Genomic DNA, 16,438 nt, shown 5'->3' with positions numbered 1-16,438 from the left:
CGTCACCGGCCGAGCGTGAACCCGCACCTGGCCGAACACGCCCACCACAACCAGGGGCGCGGGGAACTGCGCGAGCAACCCCACACCAGGGCGAGGACGACAACCCACCCAGACCGGCAAGGACCGTAGTCGAGCGCACCCCGCCACCCATGGCGCAATGCGTCCTACCCGGTCACGTCCACGTGATCAGCTTCTTCGGGTGCTCCAGCACCGCCGCCACGTCGCCGAGGAGGCGGGAGCCCAGCTCCCCGTCGATCAGCCGGTGGTCGAAGGAGAGCGCCAACGTCGTCACCTTGCGCGGCTTGATCTTGCCCTTGTGCACCCACGGCTGGTCCCTGATCGCGCCGAAGGCGAGAATCGCGGACTCCCCGGGGTTGAGGATCGGCGTTCCGGTGTCGATGCCGAAGACCCCGATGTTGGTGATGGTGACGGTCCCGCCGCGCATGTCGGCGGGGCTGCTCTTGCCCTCCCTCGCCGTGCTGATCAGGTCGCCGAGGGCCCGCGACAGCTCGGGGAGCGTCTTGGCGTGGGCGTCCTTGATGTTGGGCACGAGCAGCCCCCGCGGGGTGGCGGCGGCGATGCCCAGGTTGACGTAGTCCTTGTAGACGATCTCCTGGCGTTCCTCGTCCCAGGCCGCGCTCGCCTCCGGGTTCCGGCGCAGGCCGACGAGGAGCGCCCTGGCCACCAGCAGCAGCGGATTGACCCGCAGCCCGGCCATGTCGGGGTCGCTCTTCAGCCGTTCCACCAGCCGGATGGTCCTGGTGATGTCGACGGTGACGAACTCCGTCACGTGCGGCGCGGTGAACGCGCTGTCCACCATCGCCTGCGCGGTGGCCTTCCGCACCCCGCGCACCGGGACCCGCCGTTCGCGGATCGCGGCCAGCGACTGCGGTTCCACGGCCGGGCTCTCCCGTTCGCCCTCGGCGGCGGGGAACGGCTCGAACGCGGGCGTCGCCGGCACCGCCGGTGCGGCCGGGGCCGCCGGCTTCGCGGCTGCGCGCACGTCGTCCCTGGTCACCACGTTGCCCGGCCCGGTGGGGAGCACGGCGGCGAGGTCGACGCCGAGGTCCTTGGCCAGCTTGCGCACCGGGGGCTTGGCGAGCACGCCCGAACGCCCGGGCAGCGAAGCGCCGTTGTTCGCCGGTTCGGGAGCTGCCGGCTCCACCGCAGGCGCCGCGGGCGCGGCGGCCGGGGCCGGAGCCGCCTTGCGGGGGCGCCGCCGGCTGCTGGCCGACGAGACGCCGTAGCCGACGAGCACCGGCTCGCGCGCCGGCTCCTTCGCGTCCTCCTCCGGCTCCTCGGCAGTGGAAGCGGGCGCGGGCGCGGGCGGGGGCTCCGCCGCACCGCCTCCGGAGGCGCCGGTGTCCACGGTGATGATCGGCGTGCCGACCTCCACCGTGCTGCCCTCGGGGAAGAGGATCTCGCCGACCAGCCCGTCGTAGGGGATCGGCAGCTCGACCGCCGCCTTGGCGGTCTCCACCTCCACCACGACCTGGCCGTCCGTCACCGCGTCCCCCGGCTGGACCAGCCACTTCAGGATCTCGGCCTCCGTGAGCCCCTCGCCCACGTCCGGCATTCGGAACTCGCGGTAGCGCTGTTGTTGTGCCGCAGCCATCGTCACGACTCTCCTCAGCCTCTCCCTCAGTACGCCAGGGCGCGGTCGACGCCGTCCAGCAGCCGGTCGAGCCCCGGGAGGTACTCGTCCTCCAGCCGCGCGGGCGGGTACGGCGCGTGGAACCCGCCGACCCGCAGCACCGGGGCCTCCAGATGGTAGAAGCAGCGCTCGGTGATCCGCGCGGCCACCTCGGCGCCGACGCCCTGGAAGACCGGGGCCTCGTGCGTGACCACCAGCCGTCCGGTGCGTTCGACGGAACGCTGGACGGTGTCGAAGTCGATCGGGGAGAGCGACCTGAGGTCGACCACCTCCAGCGACCTGCCCTCCTCCTCGGCGGCCTTGGCCGCCTGGAGCGCGGTGCGGACCGTCGGGCCGTAGGCGGCGACGGTCAGGTCGGTGCCGGCGCGGGCGACGCGGGCGGTGTGCAGCCCGTCAGGGATGCCCTCCGCGTCGACCTCGCCCTTCTCCCAGTAGCGGCCCTTGGGTTCGAGGAAGATCACCGGGTCGTCGCACTCGATGGCCTGGCGCAGCATCCAGTACCCGTCGGACGGGGTGGAGGGCGTGACGACCTTGAGGCCGGCGACATGGGTGAAGAGCGCCTCGGGCGACTCGCTGTGGTGCTCGACGGCGCCGATGCCGCCGCCGTAGGGGATGCGGATGACGACGGGCAGCTTGACCTTGCCGAGCGCCCTCGCGTGCATCTTGGCCAGCTGGGTCACGATCTGGTCGTAGGCGGGGAAGACGAAGCCGTCGAACTGGATCTCGACGACCGGGCGGTAGCCGCGCAGGGCCAGGCCGATGGCCGAGCCGACGATGCCGGACTCGGCGAGCGGGGTGTCGATGACCCGCTCCTCGCCGAAGTCCTTCTGGAGCCCGTCGGTGATCCGGAAGACCCCGCCGAGCTTGCCGACGTCCTCGCCCATCACCAGCGTCTTGGGGTCGGACTCCAGGGAGGCGCGCAGCGCGGAGTTGATCGCCTTGGAGAACGCCATCTTCTCGACGGTCATGTCAGTTCCCCTCGTGGTCGGCGAAGGAGGCGAGGTAGCCGGCGAACTCGGCCCGCTCCTCGTCCACCAGGGTGTGCCCGTCGGCGTAGATGTGGTCGAACATCGCGATCGGGTCCGGGTCGGGCATGGTGCGGATGGCCTCCCGCACCCGGCGGGCCAACGTCTCGCTCTCGGCCTCCAGTTCGGAGTGGAACGCCTCGTCGGCGGCGCCCTCCCGGTCCAGGTGGCGGCGCAGCCGCAGGATCGGGTCCCTGGCCTCCCAGGACTCCAGCTCCTCCTGGCGGCGGTAGCGGGTCGGGTCGTCCGAGGTGGTGTGCGCGCCCATCCGGTAGGTGAACGCCTCGATCAGCACGGGTCCCTGGCCGCTGCGCGTCTGCTCGGCGGCGGCCCTGGTGGTGGCGAGCACGGCCAGCACGTCGTTGCCGTCGACCCGCAGCCCGGGGAAGCCGTAGCCCTGGGCGCGCTGGTAGAGCGGCACCCTGGTCTGGCGTTCGGTGGGTTCGGAGATGGCCCACTGGTTGTTCTGGCAGAAGAAGACGACGGGTGCCTGGTAGACGGCGGCGAAGGTGAACGCCTCCGCCACGTCGCCCTGGCTGGAGGCGCCGTCGCCGAAGTACGCCATCACGGCCGCGTCGCCGCCGTCCTTGGCGACGCCCATGGCGTAGCCGGCGGCGTGCAGGGTCTGCGAGCCGATGACGATGGTGTAGAGGTGGAAGTTGTTGCTGTTCGGGTCCCAGCCGCCGTGGTTGACGCCGCGGAACATGCCGAGCAGCTGCGTCGGGTCGACGCCCCGGCACCAGGCGACGCCGTGCTCGCGGTAGGTGGGGAAGACGTAGTCGTCGGCGCGCAGCGCGCGGCCGGAGCCGATCTGGGCGGCCTCCTGGCCCAGCATGGAGGGCCACAGGCCGAGTTCGCCCTGGCGCTGGAGCGCGGTCGCCTCGGCGTCGAAGCGGCGGCTGAGCACCATGTCGCGGTAGAGGCCGCGGAGTTCCTCGTGGCTGACGGTCAGCGGGTAGTCGGGGTGCTCGACCCGTTCCCCCTCGGGGGTGAGCAGCTGCACCATCTCGGGGCCGTCGGCCGGCTTCGTCCGGGCGGCGGTCCCCCGCGCCGGGGACTTCCCGGCCGCGGGCTTCTTCGCCGCCGGTTTCCTCGCCGCCGGCTTCGCGGCGGTCCCGCTCGCCGCGGGCTTCCTGGTGGTGGCCTTCTTCGCCGGTGGCTTCCCGTTCGCGGCGCCGTTCGCGGTCGCGTTCCCCGCCGCGCTCTTCCTCGCCGTCGGTTTCGCCTTGCCCGACGTGGACTTGCCGGCCGTGGTTTTACCGGCCGTGGACTTCCCCGCAGCCGTGCGGGCCTGGGTCCGCCCCACGGGTTGGCGGGCGGTGGACTCCTGTGTGGTGGTGCTGCGCGCGGTGTCGCGCGATGTGCTCTCCACGGTCACTCGTGTTCCTCCGTCGGTCCGGCCCCCGGGGTCCGCCGGGCGACCAGTGCGGTTCGCCCGGTCCGTACGGCGCACGGGGTGGGTGCGGCGGACGGAAACCGAGCGATTCCCTTGTTCCCCCTGCCCCACCCGGTCGTCCGCCTCATGAGAGCACGGTATCCAGCCGGTCCACAACCCGCGATAGCAGCCCTGACCTGCGCATTTACCTGGATTTCCAAGTAACGGACTCGTCCGGGTCGAATGCGCTGGTCCAAGCCCTGCGGGGCAGCGGGTAACTCGCACGTTAACCCGCGCCTCGGCTTCCCGGGAAGGCGTGGGCGGGGCTCCTGTGGAAAACTGACAAGGTGCCTGAAAACGGAGAAAACGGTGCGATCACCGTGTTTCTGGTGGACGACCACGAGGTCGTGCGACGCGGGGTCCACGAGCTGCTGGCGATGGAGCCCGACATCGAGGTCGTCGGCGAGGCCGGGACGGCGGCGGAGGCCCTGGACCGCATCCCGGCCGCGCGCCCCCGGGTGGCGCTGCTCGACGTGCGGCTGCCCGACGGCAGCGGCGTCGAGGTCTGCCGGGACATCCGTTCCCGCGACGAGTCGGTGCGCTGCCTGATGCTCACCTCCTACGCGGACGACGAGGCCCTCTTCGACGCGATCATGGCCGGCGCCTCCGGCTATGTGCTGAAGGCGATCCGGGGCAGCGAGCTGCTCTCGGCCGTGCGGGACGTCGCGGCCGGCAAGTCCCTGCTCGACCCGGACGCCACCCAGCGGGTACTGCAACGGCTGCGCGGCGACGAGAAGAGCGACGACGACCGGTTGGCACAACTGACCGACCAGGAACGACGGATTCTGTCCCTGATCGGCGACGGCCTGACCAACCGGGCGATCGGCCAGGAGCTGCATCTGGCGGAGAAGACCATCAAGAACTACGTCTCGGCGCTGCTCTCCAAGCTGGGGATGGAGCGCCGCTCCCAGGCGGCGGCCTATGTGGCCAGGCTCCAGGAGCAGAAGCGGCGCTGAGGGCGCCCGGCGGCTACTGCCCGGCGGCTACTCGAAGCCGCCGGCGCGTGGCCGTGGCAGCCAGGGGCGCGCGGGGGCGGACGCCTCCGGCTCGTGCACCGAGGCGTAGCGCGGCGCGAGCCGCAGATAGGTGGCCTCCGGATGGCGCGCGTAGCGCGGCGGGGGCGGGAACGCCTCGCGCACGCGCTGGTCGGGGTGGGCGACGGTGGCGACGCCCACCACCTGCGCCTGCCACGCGGCCGGCGCGCCCGGCCGCTGACCGTCGTCGTTCGCCTCGTAGGCCAGCACGGTGCCGTCCCACGGCGGAACGTCACCACCCGTGTGGGTCACCCGCAGCAGCAATGTCTCGCCCGTCACCAGATGGCTGGCCGGCAGCACCACCGGCATCGCCCGCCGCGACGCGGCGGCCCGGCCGTGCGGCACGCGGGGCAGCAGCCGCAGCGCCCTGGTCAGCTCCTGACGTGGGGTGTCCTGGTCCGGCGTGGGGAACATGGCTTCCACCCTGCCCGCCCGGCCCACCCGCCACACGGGCGGGAGGTCCCCACGTGACGAGACCTTTGTCCCATTTCGCCGACGCCCCCCGGCGGCGCGGCCCTCAGCCCCCGCTGAACGCGCCGCGCACCGCGGCGGCGTGCCGTGTCCACCACACGACCAGCGCCGACGCCGCCGGAAACTGCGGGTCGGCGCGCCGGTCCCCGCGTTCGTAGTGCCAGCGCAGCATCCAGAAGTCGTTGAGCCGCTCCCACCACACCCGGTGCACGGCGGCGGCCAGCTCGTCGGGGGAGGCGCCCGACGCCGCGCGGTAGGCGGCGGCGTAGGCCCGGATCTTCCCCAGGGCCAGGCCGCCGTCCGGGCGAAGGTAGAAGATGCACGCGGCGCGTACCGCCTCCTCCGCGCGCGGCTGCACCCCCAGCCGGTCCCAGTCCACGATGGCGACGGGCTCCACGGGCCCCTCTATCCGGTACAGCAGGTTCAACGGGTGGAAGTCCCCGTGCACCCATCCCTCCGTCGGCACCTCGGCCGGCCCCGGGCGCAGATGGGCGTGCGTGCGCAGCAGGGCCCTGCGTTCCAGCAGCCGGTGCTCGGCCAGCTCGTCGAAGCCGGTGCGGCGCGGTCGGGCCCCGATGTGGGCGAGCAGCTGGTCGATCACGGCGTGGGTCTCGACGGGGGTGGCGGCGGCGCGCGCCTCGGGGCCCGGGGTGGGGGAACGCCCTATCACCTGTTCCAGCGCCCGGTGCACCCGGCCGAGCAGCGCGCCGAGCCGGTGGCTCTCGTCCGTGCTGAGCTGCGCCCCGTCCCGGTGCTGGCCCTCGACCCAGGGATGCAGCGCGTAGCAGCGGCCCGCGTGCACGGCCACGGTCCGCCCCATCCGGTCCGCCAGCGGCGGGGCGACGGGCAGGCCGAGTTCGGCCAGGGCCGCGGTCGCCCGGTGCTGCCGGACCAGCGGGCCTATCGCCCCGGGATCACCGTCCAGGTGGTGCTTGAGGAAGTAGCGGCCCCGGGTGGTGGCCAGCCGGTAGCCATGGTTGAGCAGCCCCTCGGTGAGCGGCTCGCAGCTGAGCGGCTCACCGGCGCGGTACTGGCCCAGCAGCTCGCTGAGGGTGGCGCGGGGAAGGGTGGGCCTTAACGGACTGGTGGGCTTCACGTCAGGGGGTGGCGTCGCCCTCGCTGCCCTCCGCGGCGCCCCCGGGGCCACCCGGATCGGTGCCGCCCGCCGGGTTCCCCGACTCGCCGCCGCCGGCTCCGGCGTCGTCACCGCCGTCGTCGCCGCCGTCGCCCTCGGTGCCGTTGCCCTGGCTGGTCTCCTCCGGCGGGGTCTCCGGGTCGGTCTCCGACTCGGTGGGCTCGTCGGGGGTGGTGGGCTCGTCGGTGTCGGTCGGCAGGTCGTCGTCGCCGTCTTCCCAGCCGCCGTTGCCGGAGCCGTTGTCGCCCCACTCCTCCCCGTTGTCCCAGCCGCTGTCGCCGGTCGGGTCCTCGGTGTGCACCGGGTCGTCCGGCTCCTCCTCGTCGTCGTCCTCCGGCTCCTCCGTCTGCTCCTCGGTGGTCTCGGAGGTCTGCTTGGGGTCGGGCTTGTCGCCGTCGCCGTTGTCCCGCTGGGCCGCGACCAGCACGCCGGTGCCGATGGCGACGACCGCGAGCAGCGCGAAGAGCAGCGTCTTGCCGCGGCCACCCCCGCGCCGGGGCGGCTCGTCGTCGCCGCCGCGCGGGTCGCCCAGCAGCAGCGGGGCGGTGAGCTGTCCGGTGGGCGGGGTGTTGCCGCCGGCCCTGGCCCCCGCGAGGGACTGGGTGCCCATCGGCGGGGTGGTGACGGAGGTGATCGCGCCGGTGTTCCACAGGCCACCGGTGTGGCTGCCGTGCTCGTCGAGCGTCCTGGCCGCGTACTGCACCAGGCCGCGCATCTCCTCGGCGGTCTGGAAACGGTCGTCGGGCTCCTTGGCCAGCGAGCGCATCACCAGGCCGTCCAGCTCCGGCGGCGCCGAGGAGACCTCGGACGGCAGCCTGGGCTGGTCCTGAACGTGCTGGTAGACGACGGCCAGCGGGGTCTCGCCGACGAACGGCGGGCGCTGGGCGAGGAGTTCGTAGAGCATGCAGCCGACCGCGTACAGGTCGGAGCGGGTGTCGACGGCCTTGCCCAGCGCCTGCTCGGGCGAGAGGTACTGGGGGGTGCCCATGACCATGCCGGTCTGGGTCATGGTCTGGTTGGCGCCGTGCAGGGCGCGGGCGATGCCGAAGTCCATCACCTTGACGCTGCCGGTGTCGGTGATGATCACGTTCGCCGGCTTGATGTCCCGGTGGACGATGCCGTGGTGGTGGCTGTAGGCCAGCGCCTCCAGCACCCCGGAGACGATCGCCAGCGCCTGCTCGGGCGGCGGCGGGGTGTCCGAGCCGACCAGCAGCTCACGGATGGTGTGGCCGTTGACCAGTTCCATCACGATGTAGGGGACGACGTTGCGGCCGACCTGCTCCTCGCCGGAGTCGAAGACCGCGACCACCGCGTGGTGGTTGAGCCCGGCGACCGACTGTGCCTCGCGGGTGAACCGGGCCTTGGAGACCGGGTCCTGCGCGAGGTCGGTGCGGAGCAGCTTGACCGCGACGGTGCGGCCGAGCCGCACATCCTCGGCGGCGAAGACCTCGGCCATGCCCCCCTGGCCAAGACGCCTGGTCAGCCGGTACCGTCCCTCACCGACGAGGCCGTTGTTACCCCACAGCTCCGGCGCGTCGGGCACCTCGTCGCCGGGCTGGTCGGGCTCCTCGTCGCCGGGGCCCGCAGCGCCTCGCACCTGTGCCATCAGTCCTCGCCGTAGTTAGCTGGATCGCTCGGCCATCAAACCCGTTCCGGGGTCGCGCTGACAAGTTGAGTCCATCGCCGCCGGTCACGGAACGGACAACGTGCTTGACGTCCCCTGGCCCTGGGGCAGACTGGGGACGTAGAACAGGTAGTTCGTATGATGCGCGGTGTGGCACGCCCAGCGACGGGGTGGTGCAGTCCCACAACGACACCGCCCTAGGGGGATCAGTCGGATGAGTGACCACGCGCAGCGGCCTGCCGACTTCCCGGGTGGCCGCTCGGTCGGCGGTGGGCGATACCAGCTTCGGAGCCAGATCGGCACGGGCGGCATGGCCTCCGTGCACCTGGCGCACGACACGGTGCTCGACCGACAGGTCGCGATCAAGACCATGCACAGCGAGCTGGGCCGCGAGGAGGCGTTCCGGGAGCGCTTCAAGCGCGAGGCGCAGTCCGTCGCCAAGCTCGCGCACACCAACATCGTCTCCGTCTTCGACACCGGCGAGGACCTCGTCGACGGCGCCCAGGTGCCGTACATCGTCATGGAGTACATCGAGGGCCTGCCGCTGCGCGACGCCCTGGAGGAGGACATCGCGCGCTACGGCGCGATGCCCGCCGACAAGGCGCTCCGGATCACCGCCGACGTGCTGGCCGCCCTGGACATCAGCCACGAGATGGCGCTGGTCCACCGCGACATCAAGCCGGGGAACGTGATGATCACCCGGCGCGGGGTGGTCAAGGTCATGGACTTCGGCATCGCGCGGGCGATGCAGTCCGGGGTCACCGCGATGACCCAGACCGGCATGGTCGTCGGCACCCCGCAGTACCTCTCCCCCGAGCAGGCGCTCGGCCGGGGCGTCGACGCGCGCTCCGACCTCTACTCGGTAGGCGTGATGCTCTTCGAGCTGCTCACCGGCCGGCTGCCGTTCGACGCGGACTCGCCGCTGGCGATCGCCTACGCGCACGTCCAGGAGGAGCCGCCGGCGCCGTCCTCCATCAACGCCTCGGTGCCGCCCGCGCTGGACGCCATCGTCGCGCAGGCGCTGCGGAAGAACCCCAACGAACGGTTCCCGTCGGCGGAGAACTTCCGGAACGCCTGCCTGACGGTGGCCAGTTCGCTGACGCAGTCCACCCCGCAGATCAATCCGAACGCGCAGGCCCCCTCCGACAGCGGCGCCGCGGTCTCCCAGGCCGTCTTCCCCCAGTTCGGCGCACCGACGCCACCGCCGGCCACCCCCGCCTCGCCGTACGCGCCCAGCACGGCGGGCTACGGCTACCCGCACCAGTCGCCCGGCACCGCCGGCGTGACCGGCCACGGCGGCCCGCCGCACTCGCCGCACTACCCGAACGCCGCCTCGCCGGGCGGGCCTTCGAGCGGTGGCGGCTCCGGCAAGAGCAACACGTGGATGGTGGTGGTCGCCGCGGTGGCCGCCATCGCGCTGATCGCCACGGTGGCGATCGTCGTCGTCACCAACAGCGGGGACGACGACAAGGAGCCCGAGGCGGGCCCCAGCGGCGAGAACAGCACCGATGTCGCGGCCCCCGGCGGCAACGACGGGGAGTCCGAGGAGGAGCCCGAGCGCCGCTACAAGGAGGGCGACCCGGAGAAGACCATCGACGCCACCAAGTGCACCCACGCCAGCGAGTACTGGGACCAGGAGGAGAACGAGGGCGCCGTCGTGATGCCGGACTTCTACGACGTCCACATCGACTCGGTCAAGGAGTGCATCCGCGCCGCCGGCTGGTCCTACGAGGAGAACCTCACCTACAAGGACGAGGTCCTCAAGGGCGAGGGCATGGTGGTCGGCCAGAACCCGGAGGCGCACGACGCCTACAACCCCGAGGACGACGACTTCTACATCGAGTTGGTCGTCTCCACCGGGCTCGAACCCCTCAACTGACCCGGCCCCGGCCGGCGTTCCGCCGACGCGGACCACGACAGAGCGGACGGGGCGGGCGTTTCACGTGAAACGCCCGCCCCGTCCGCTCTGTCGTGCGACGGAGGGCCCGCTCACCATGGGGAGGCCAGCGCGGCCAGGATGCGGTCGGCCGGGGCGCGTTCGCCCTCGACCTTGACCTTCTCGGCGGCCCTCCGGCCCCGCAGCCGACCGGTGACCACCCGGGTGAAGGTCTCCCAGTCCAACGTGAAGGTGGCGACCGGGCCCAGCGAAGGGCTGCTGTCCACCGAGCCGTTGCCCTGCTCGTCGACGCGCACCGTGCGCAGGAACTCGACCGGGCCGCTGACGTCGAAGACCACGGCGGACTTGACCGGGACCTCCTCGGCGACCACACCGGGCAGCCGCTGCAACAGCACGTCCCTGGCGACGAGGGCGGCCGGGGTGTCGAGGGTGACCGGCTGCTTCAACGCCCTGCGCACGTCCTGCTCGTGCACCCAGACGTCGGCGACACGCAGTTGCAGGTACTGGCCGAGGGGGAGCTTGCCGTAGAGCGGGTGGGAGATCACGTCGGAGGCGTTGCGGCGTTCGTTCCGCAGATGGCGGGAGCGCCGGATGATGGTGTACTCCAGCTCGCTGGTCATCTCGGGGCCGGTGTGGTGGCGCCGGACGTCCACCTGCACCTCGTGGTACCTGCTGGTCTCGTCGGTGACGTGGTAGAGGTCGCGGGGCAGGCTGTGGATCGGCCGGGGGTCGCCCAGGGCCTCGCACTCGCCGCCGATCACGTGGGAGACCGCGTCCCTGACCGACCAACCCACCCGTTCCGTAGGGCGGTTCCACTCCCCCTCGACCAGCGACGACACCAGCTCGGATATCGATTCGATGGACTGGGTCCAGGCATCGACAGACGGTTGCAGGCTCGGATGCACGGTCACGGGACCCCTCGTGGCGGTTTCGTCGCGGTTGGGTGTGTTCACACGGTACGCTGCGCCGGCATTGCCGGTGAATGCTTATCAGCAACGAATCCTAGGGCGAGTGAGGTGCCCTGAGCCACCGAGAGGGCCTGGGCGACGACGCCGTGCAGTGCGCCGCCGCCCGCCCCCGCGGGAACCACCCTGCCCCCGGCTCTTCACCGAACGGCCACAGCCCGTCGTCAGCCCCGCTACGGACGGCCGACGGGGGCGCCGCCGCGCTCGTCGAGAAACGCGGTCATGGCGTTGGCCAACAGGAACGGGTCGTTGGCCGCGCAGAGTTCGCGCGCCGAGTGCATCGAGAGGATGGCCGCGCCCACGTCCACCGTCGCGATGCCGTGCCGGGCGGCGGTGATCGGGCCGATGGTGGTGCCGCAGGGCATGGCGTTGTTCGAGACGAACGACTGCCAGGGCACCCCGGCCCGTTCGCACGCGGCGGCGAAGACCGCGCGGCCCCGGCCGTCGGTGGCGTAGCGCTGGTTCACGTTGACCTTGAGGATCGGGCCGGCGCCGACCACCGGGTGGTGGTCCGGGTCGTGGCGCTCCGCGTAGTTGGGGTGGACGGCGTGCCCGGTGTCGGAGGAGAGGCAGAACGAGCCGGCCAGCGCCCGCGCCCTGTCCTCCAGGTCACCGCCCCTGGCGTGCACCGAGCGCGCCAGCACCCGGCCCAGCAGCGGGGATTCGGCGCCGGTGTCGGACTGGCTGCCGTTCTCCTCGTGGTCGAACGCGGCCACCACCGGGATGTGGTCGAGGTCCCGGCCGGCGGCCGAGACGAGGGCGGCGACGGCCGCGTGCACCGACAGCAGGTTGTCCAGCCGGGGGGCCGCCACCAGCTCCCGGTCCCGGCCCAGATAGGCCGGCGGCTCCACGCTGTGCGCCATCAGGTCGAAGCCCAGCACCTCGCCCGCCGGAACGCCGGCCTCGGCCGCCAGGAACTCGACCAGCTCTCCCTCGCGCGGCTGCCCGATGCCCCACAGCGGCGTCATGTGGCGCTGCCGGTCCAGCTTCAGCCCGTCGTTGACGCCGCGGTCCAGATGGATCGCCAGCTGGGGAACGCGCAGCAGCGGGCGGTCCACATTGACCAGAATCTGCCGCCCGTCGCGCAGCGCGAGCCGTCCGGAGAGGCCGAGATCGCGGTCGAGCCAGGTGTTGAGCAGGGTGCCGCCGTAGATCTCCACGGCGAGCTGCTTCCAGCCGTGGGCGCCGGTGTCGGGGACCGGCTTGAGGCGGAGGTTCGGCGAGTCGGTGTGCGCGCCGACGACCCGGAACGGGGTGGCGGCCCCGGCGCCCTCCGGCACGTACCAGGCGACGAGCGCTCCTCCGCGCACCAGATAGCGCCCACCGGCCTCGCCGTCGAACGCGGCGGACTCCTCGACCTGGCGGAAGCCGGCCTTCTCCAGCCGGGAGGCCGCGTTGGCCACGGCGTGGTAGGGCGAGGGCGAACCCGCGAGAAAGCCGAGCAGATCGTCCGTGTGGTCGCGGTCAAAAGGAGCGTTCATGCCCTCAGCATACGAATGCCGTCACCGACCGGCCCGGGCAGCGGCCGGGCCCGGAACGACGACCGCCGCCCCACTCCGAGGGGAGGAGCGGGACGGCGGTGTCGGTGGGGGAACAGGACCGGGAAGGACCGCTCAGAAGGCGGCCTCGTCCAGGTCCATCAGGGAGAGGTCGGTGGCCTCGGCGGCGGAGCGGGCGACGGCGACCGTCGGCAGCACGGAGCCGGCGAAGTGCCGCGCGGCGGCGATCTTGCCCTGGTAGAAGGCGCGGTCCTTGGCCGGGGCCTCCGGCAGCTTGGCGGCGGCCACGGCGGCCCCGCGCAGCAGCAGATAGCCCACGACCACGTCACCGGAGGAGAGCAGCAGCTGGGTGCTGTTGAGCCCGACCTTGTAGAGCGAGCGGACGTCCTTCTCCGTGGCGGCCAGGTCGGTCAGCAGCACGCCGACCAGGGCCTCCAGCTCGCCCGCGGCGCGGGTCAGCTGCTCCCTGGCCGCGGCCAGCTCCTCGCCGCCGGGCGCCTCGGCCAGGAACTTCTTGATCTCCTCGGCGAGCCCGCTGAGCGCGACGCCCTGGTTGCGGACGATCTTCCGGAAGAAGAAGTCCTGGCCCTGGATCGCCGTGGTGCCCTCGTAGAGGGTGTCGATCTTGGCGTCCCTGATGTACTGCTCGACCGGGTACTCCTGGAGATAGCCGGAGCCGCCGTAGGTCTGGAGGGACTCGGCCAGCTGCTGGTAGGAGCGCTCGGAGCCGTAGCCCTTGACGATCGGGAGCAGCAGGTCGTTGAGCGCGATCTCGGCGGAGGCGTCCTCGCCCGCGGCCTCCTTGGCCAGGATGTCGTCCTGGACGCTGGCCGTGTACAGCACCAGCGAACGCATCCCCTCGGCGTACGCCTTCTGCGTCATCAACGAGCGCCGCACGTCCGGGTGGTGGGTGATGGTGACCCGGGGTGCGCTCTTGTCGGTGAACTGGGTGAGGTCCGCGCCCTGCACCCGCTCCCGCGCGTACTCCAGCGCGTTGAGATAGCCGGTGGAGAGGGTGGCGATGGCCTTGGTGCCGACCATCATCCGCGCCATCTCGATGATCTTGAACATCTGGCGGATGCCGTCGTGCTTCTCGCCGAGCAGCCAGCCCTTGGCCGGCTGGTTGCCGCCGAAGGTCATCTCGCAGGTGTTGGAGACCTTCAGGCCCATCTTGTGCTCGACGTTGGTCGCGTGGACGCCGTTCCGCTCGCCCAGCTCGCCGGTCTCCCAGTCGAAGTCGTACTTGGGGACGACGAAGAGGGAGAGGCCCTTGGTGCCGGGGCCGTGGCCCTCGGGGCGGGCCAGCACCAGGTGGATGATGTTCTCCGTGAGGTCGTGCTCACCGGAGGTGATGAAGCGCTTGACGCCCTCGATGTGCCAGGTGCCGTCCTCCTGGCGGACGGCCTTGGTGCGGCCGGCGCCCACGTCGGAGCCGGCGTCCGGCTCGGTGAGGACCATCGTGGCCGACCACTCGCGGTCGATCATCAGCTGGGCGATCTTGCCCTGCTCCTCGGTGCCCTCGTCGAAGACGACGCGGCCGAAGCTCGGGCCGGAGGCGTACATCCAGATCGCCGGGTTGGCCCCCAGGACGTTCTCCCCGGCGGCCCAGATCAGGGAACGCGGGGCGGTCATGCCGCCCAGCTCCTCGCCGATGGACATCCGCCACCACTCGGCGTCCATGTACGCCCGGTAGCTCTTGCGGAAAGTGGCCGGAACGGGCGCGGTGTGCGTCTCCGGGTCGAAGACCGGCGGGGTGCGGTCGGCCTCGGCGTACGAGGCGGCCAGCTCGTTCTCGGCGAGCCGGGTGATCTCGGACAGGATGTTCCGAGCGGTGTCGGTGTCGATCTCTGCGAAGGGGCCGCTGCCATAGACGGCGTCCCGACCCAGGACCTCGAAGAGATTGAACTCGATGTCGCGGAGATTGGACTTGTAGTGGCCCATGACGACGGCTCCGTAGCTGACGAGTGGATACCGGGCAGTAGCAACCATGATGCTACCCGCTGGTAATAAGAAGCAAGCGGAAACCGGTCAACTGTGAGTCAGTACTCTTTCTCGCATGTATGGCTACGACCAGTCCGGCTACCCCGGACAGCAGCCCTATGGCACCCAACCCCCGCAGCCGCCGCCCACGGACGGCTACGGCGGTGCCTACCCCGGCGGCCCCGAGGCCACCGAGGGCTACGGCGGTCAGCAGTACTACCCCGAGCAGCAACAACAGCAGCCCCCCGCCGCCCCGGCGGCGGCGCCGCAGGCCCCGCCCACGCTGACCGACGCGCTGCGCGCCTACACCTCGGGGGCGATGTCCAGCGAGGAGTTCCACGACACCTTCCTGGCCGGCAAGGTCTACTGCCCCCGCGGCGAGAACCCGGGCTTCCTCGCGCTGCACAACACCCAGCAGCCGGTGATCCCGCTCTTCACCTCACTCAAGGAGCTGCGCCGCTACGCCGGCAAGGAGTCGCGCTACTTCACGGTGACCGGCGGCGAGGTGCTGGACCTGCTGCCGACGGGGTACGGCTTCGCACTGGACATGGAGGGCGAGCACCGGCTGGTGCTGGACGCCAAGTCCGTCGAGGAGATGGTCGAGTACACGATGCGCCGCCTCTACGGCTGACCCACGGCCGACCCGGCCCGCGCCGCCCCGGCGGCGGGGTGGCTAGGCACCCCTCGACGAAAGTTGACTCTTCAACTATCCTGGTCGCACGCCGCCGAGGAGGTCACCATGCCAGCGATCACCGTCGAGAACCCGCTCACCCTGCCGCGCGTGACCGCGCCCGCGGACGCCGTGGCGCGTCCCGTGCTGACGGTGACGACCGCGCCCACCGGCTACGAGGGCGAGGGCTTCCCCGTCCGCCGCGCCTTCGCCGGGATCAACTACCGCCACCTCGACCCGTTCATCATGATGGACCAGATGGGCGAGGTGGAGTACGCGCCGGGCGAGCCCAAGGGAACCCCCTGGCACCCGCACCGGGGCTTCGAGACCGTCACCTACATCATCGACGGGATCATGGACCACCAGGACAGCCACGGCGGCGGCGGGACCATCACCAACGGCGACACCCAGTGGATGACCGCCGGCGCCGGGCTGCTGCACATAGAGGCGCCGCCGGAGCAGCTGGTCATGTCCGGCGGCCTCTTCCACGGCCTCCAGCTCTGGGTCAACCTGCCGGCCAGGGACAAGATGATGGCCCCCAAGTACCAGGACCTGCGCAGCGACAGCGTCGCCCTGCTCACCACCCCCGACGGCGGCGCGCTGCTGCGCGTCATCGCCGGCGACCTGGACGGCCACGCCGGCCCCGGCGCCACGCACACCCCCATCACCATGATCCACGCCACCCTCGCCCCCGGCGCCGAGCTGACCCTCCCCTGGCGCGAGGACTTCAACGGCCTCGCCTACGTCCTCGCCGGACGCGGCACCGTCGGCACCGACCGCCGCCCCGTCCACACCGGCCAGACCGCCGTCTACGGCAAGGGCACCTCCCTCACCGTCCGCGCCGACGAACAGCAGGACAGCAACACCCCCGACCTCGACGTCGTGCTGCTGGGCGGCCAGCCCATCCGCGAACCGATGGCCCACTACGGCCCGTTCGTCATGAACACCCGCGCCGAACTACAGCAGGCCTTCGACGACTTCCAGAAGGGCCGCCTCGGCACCATCCCCACCGTCCACGGCATGGACGCCGACGGGCCCCAGAGCTAGTC

13 protein-coding genes are annotated in these 16,438 nt (G+C 71.8%); 4 read left to right on the top strand and 9 right to left on the bottom strand.

The window, feature by feature from the left end:
* Nucleotides 1–172: 172 nt before the first annotated feature.
* Genes FH715_RS13190 through pdhA form a run of 3 tightly spaced genes read right to left on the bottom strand, consistent with a single transcriptional unit; the run spans nt 173 to nt 3,985 of the window.
* Nucleotides 173–1,615 (bottom strand): dihydrolipoamide acetyltransferase family protein, encoded by a 1,443-nt coding sequence (locus tag FH715_RS13190; protein ID WP_139644720.1) that lies wholly within the window; start codon nt 1,613–1,615, stop codon nt 173–175.
* Nucleotides 1,616–1,641: 26 nt separating this feature from the next.
* On the bottom strand, nt 1,642–2,622 hold the full coding sequence (locus tag FH715_RS13185) for an alpha-ketoacid dehydrogenase subunit beta (protein ID WP_139644718.1): 981 nt from the start codon (nt 2,620–2,622) through the stop codon (nt 1,642–1,644).
* 1 nt (nt 2,623) lies between these two features.
* Entirely contained in the window at nt 2,624–3,985 is a 1,362-nt protein-coding gene (pdhA, locus tag FH715_RS13180; RefSeq protein WP_139644833.1) for a pyruvate dehydrogenase (acetyl-transferring) E1 component subunit alpha, read from the bottom strand.
* A gap of 416 nt (nt 3,986–4,401) precedes the next feature.
* Here pdhA and FH715_RS13175 point away from each other — a divergent pair, with 416 nt between their 5' ends.
* Entirely contained in the window at nt 4,402–5,070 is a 669-nt protein-coding gene (locus FH715_RS13175; RefSeq protein WP_097231726.1) for a response regulator, read from the top strand.
* Between the two features lie 27 nt (nt 5,071–5,097).
* Here the strand turns inward: FH715_RS13175 and FH715_RS13170 are convergent, their stop codons facing one another.
* From FH715_RS13170 to FH715_RS13160, 3 genes are all read right to left on the bottom strand, one after another.
* Entirely contained in the window at nt 5,098–5,562 is a 465-nt protein-coding gene (locus FH715_RS13170; protein WP_139644714.1) for a pyridoxamine 5'-phosphate oxidase family protein, read from the bottom strand.
* Between the two features lie 103 nt (nt 5,563–5,665).
* On the bottom strand, nt 5,666–6,715 hold the full coding sequence (locus tag FH715_RS13165; protein WP_170184719.1) for a phosphotransferase: 1,050 nt from the start codon (nt 6,713–6,715) through the stop codon (nt 5,666–5,668).
* A gap of 1 nt (nt 6,716) precedes the next feature.
* On the bottom strand, nt 6,717–8,360 hold the full coding sequence (locus tag FH715_RS13160; protein WP_139644712.1) for a protein kinase domain-containing protein: 1,644 nt from the start codon (nt 8,358–8,360) through the stop codon (nt 6,717–6,719).
* A gap of 232 nt (nt 8,361–8,592) precedes the next feature.
* Here FH715_RS13160 and FH715_RS13155 point away from each other — a divergent pair, with 232 nt between their 5' ends.
* Entirely contained in the window at nt 8,593–10,257 is a 1,665-nt protein-coding gene (locus FH715_RS13155; RefSeq protein ID WP_139644711.1) for a protein kinase domain-containing protein, read from the top strand.
* A 110-nt stretch (nt 10,258–10,367) separates the two neighbouring features.
* Here FH715_RS13155 and FH715_RS13150 read toward each other — a convergent pair whose 3' ends face one another.
* The 3 genes from FH715_RS13150 to FH715_RS13140 all read right to left on the bottom strand — a co-directional run bounded on the left by FH715_RS13150 (nt 10,368) and on the right by FH715_RS13140 (nt 14,680).
* Nucleotides 10,368–11,186, bottom strand: a complete 819-nt coding sequence (locus FH715_RS13150) for a maleylpyruvate isomerase family mycothiol-dependent enzyme (protein ID WP_139644709.1) — start codon at nt 11,184–11,186, stop codon at nt 10,368–10,370.
* 227 nt (nt 11,187–11,413) lie between these two features.
* A complete protein-coding gene (locus FH715_RS13145) occupies nt 11,414–12,721 on the bottom strand; it encodes a M18 family aminopeptidase (RefSeq protein ID WP_139644707.1) in 1,308 nt (435 codons plus the stop codon).
* A gap of 132 nt (nt 12,722–12,853) precedes the next feature.
* Nucleotides 12,854–14,680 (bottom strand): acyl-CoA dehydrogenase, encoded by a 1,827-nt coding sequence (locus FH715_RS13140; RefSeq protein WP_139644704.1) that lies wholly within the window; start codon nt 14,678–14,680, stop codon nt 12,854–12,856.
* A 115-nt stretch (nt 14,681–14,795) separates the two neighbouring features.
* Between FH715_RS13140 and FH715_RS13135 the strand changes: the two genes are divergently transcribed.
* Together FH715_RS13135 and FH715_RS13130 are read left to right on the top strand one after the other, a co-directional pair.
* Nucleotides 14,796–15,350, top strand: a complete 555-nt coding sequence (locus FH715_RS13135; protein WP_139644703.1) for an SseB family protein — start codon at nt 14,796–14,798, stop codon at nt 15,348–15,350.
* 108 nt (nt 15,351–15,458) lie between these two features.
* A complete protein-coding gene (locus FH715_RS13130) occupies nt 15,459–16,436 on the top strand; it encodes a pirin family protein (protein ID WP_139644701.1) in 978 nt (325 codons plus the stop codon).
* Nucleotides 16,437–16,438: the final 2 nt, after the last annotated feature.

It is taken from the genome of Streptomyces sedi (assembly GCF_006335015.1).
Lineage (GTDB): Bacteria > Actinomycetota > Actinomycetes > Streptomycetales > Streptomycetaceae > Streptomyces > Streptomyces sedi.
This window is presented reverse-complemented; position numbering and strand designations above follow the sequence as displayed.

Coding starts and splice junctions, on each gene's coding strand:
- FH715_RS13190 (WP_139644720.1), bottom strand. CDS start 1,615: ATGGCTGCGGCACAACAACAGCGCTACCGCGAGTTCCGAATGCCGGAC.
- FH715_RS13185 (WP_139644718.1), bottom strand. CDS start 2,622: ATGACCGTCGAGAAGATGGCGTTCTCCAAGGCGATCAACTCCGCGCTG.
- FH715_RS13170 (WP_139644714.1), bottom strand. CDS start 5,562: ATGTTCCCCACGCCGGACCAGGACACCCCACGTCAGGAGCTGACCAGG.
- FH715_RS13160 (WP_139644712.1), bottom strand. CDS start 8,360: ATGGCACAGGTGCGAGGCGCTGCGGGCCCCGGCGACGAGGAGCCCGAC.
- FH715_RS13155 (WP_139644711.1), top strand. CDS start 8,593: ATGAGTGACCACGCGCAGCGGCCTGCCGACTTCCCGGGTGGCCGCTCG.
- FH715_RS13145 (WP_139644707.1), bottom strand. CDS start 12,721: ATGAACGCTCCTTTTGACCGCGACCACACGGACGATCTGCTCGGCTTT.
- FH715_RS13140 (WP_139644704.1), bottom strand. CDS start 14,680: ATGGGCCACTACAAGTCCAATCTCCGCGACATCGAGTTCAATCTCTTC.
- FH715_RS13135 (WP_139644703.1), top strand. CDS start 14,796: ATGTATGGCTACGACCAGTCCGGCTACCCCGGACAGCAGCCCTATGGC.
- FH715_RS13130 (WP_139644701.1), top strand. CDS start 15,459: ATGCCAGCGATCACCGTCGAGAACCCGCTCACCCTGCCGCGCGTGACC.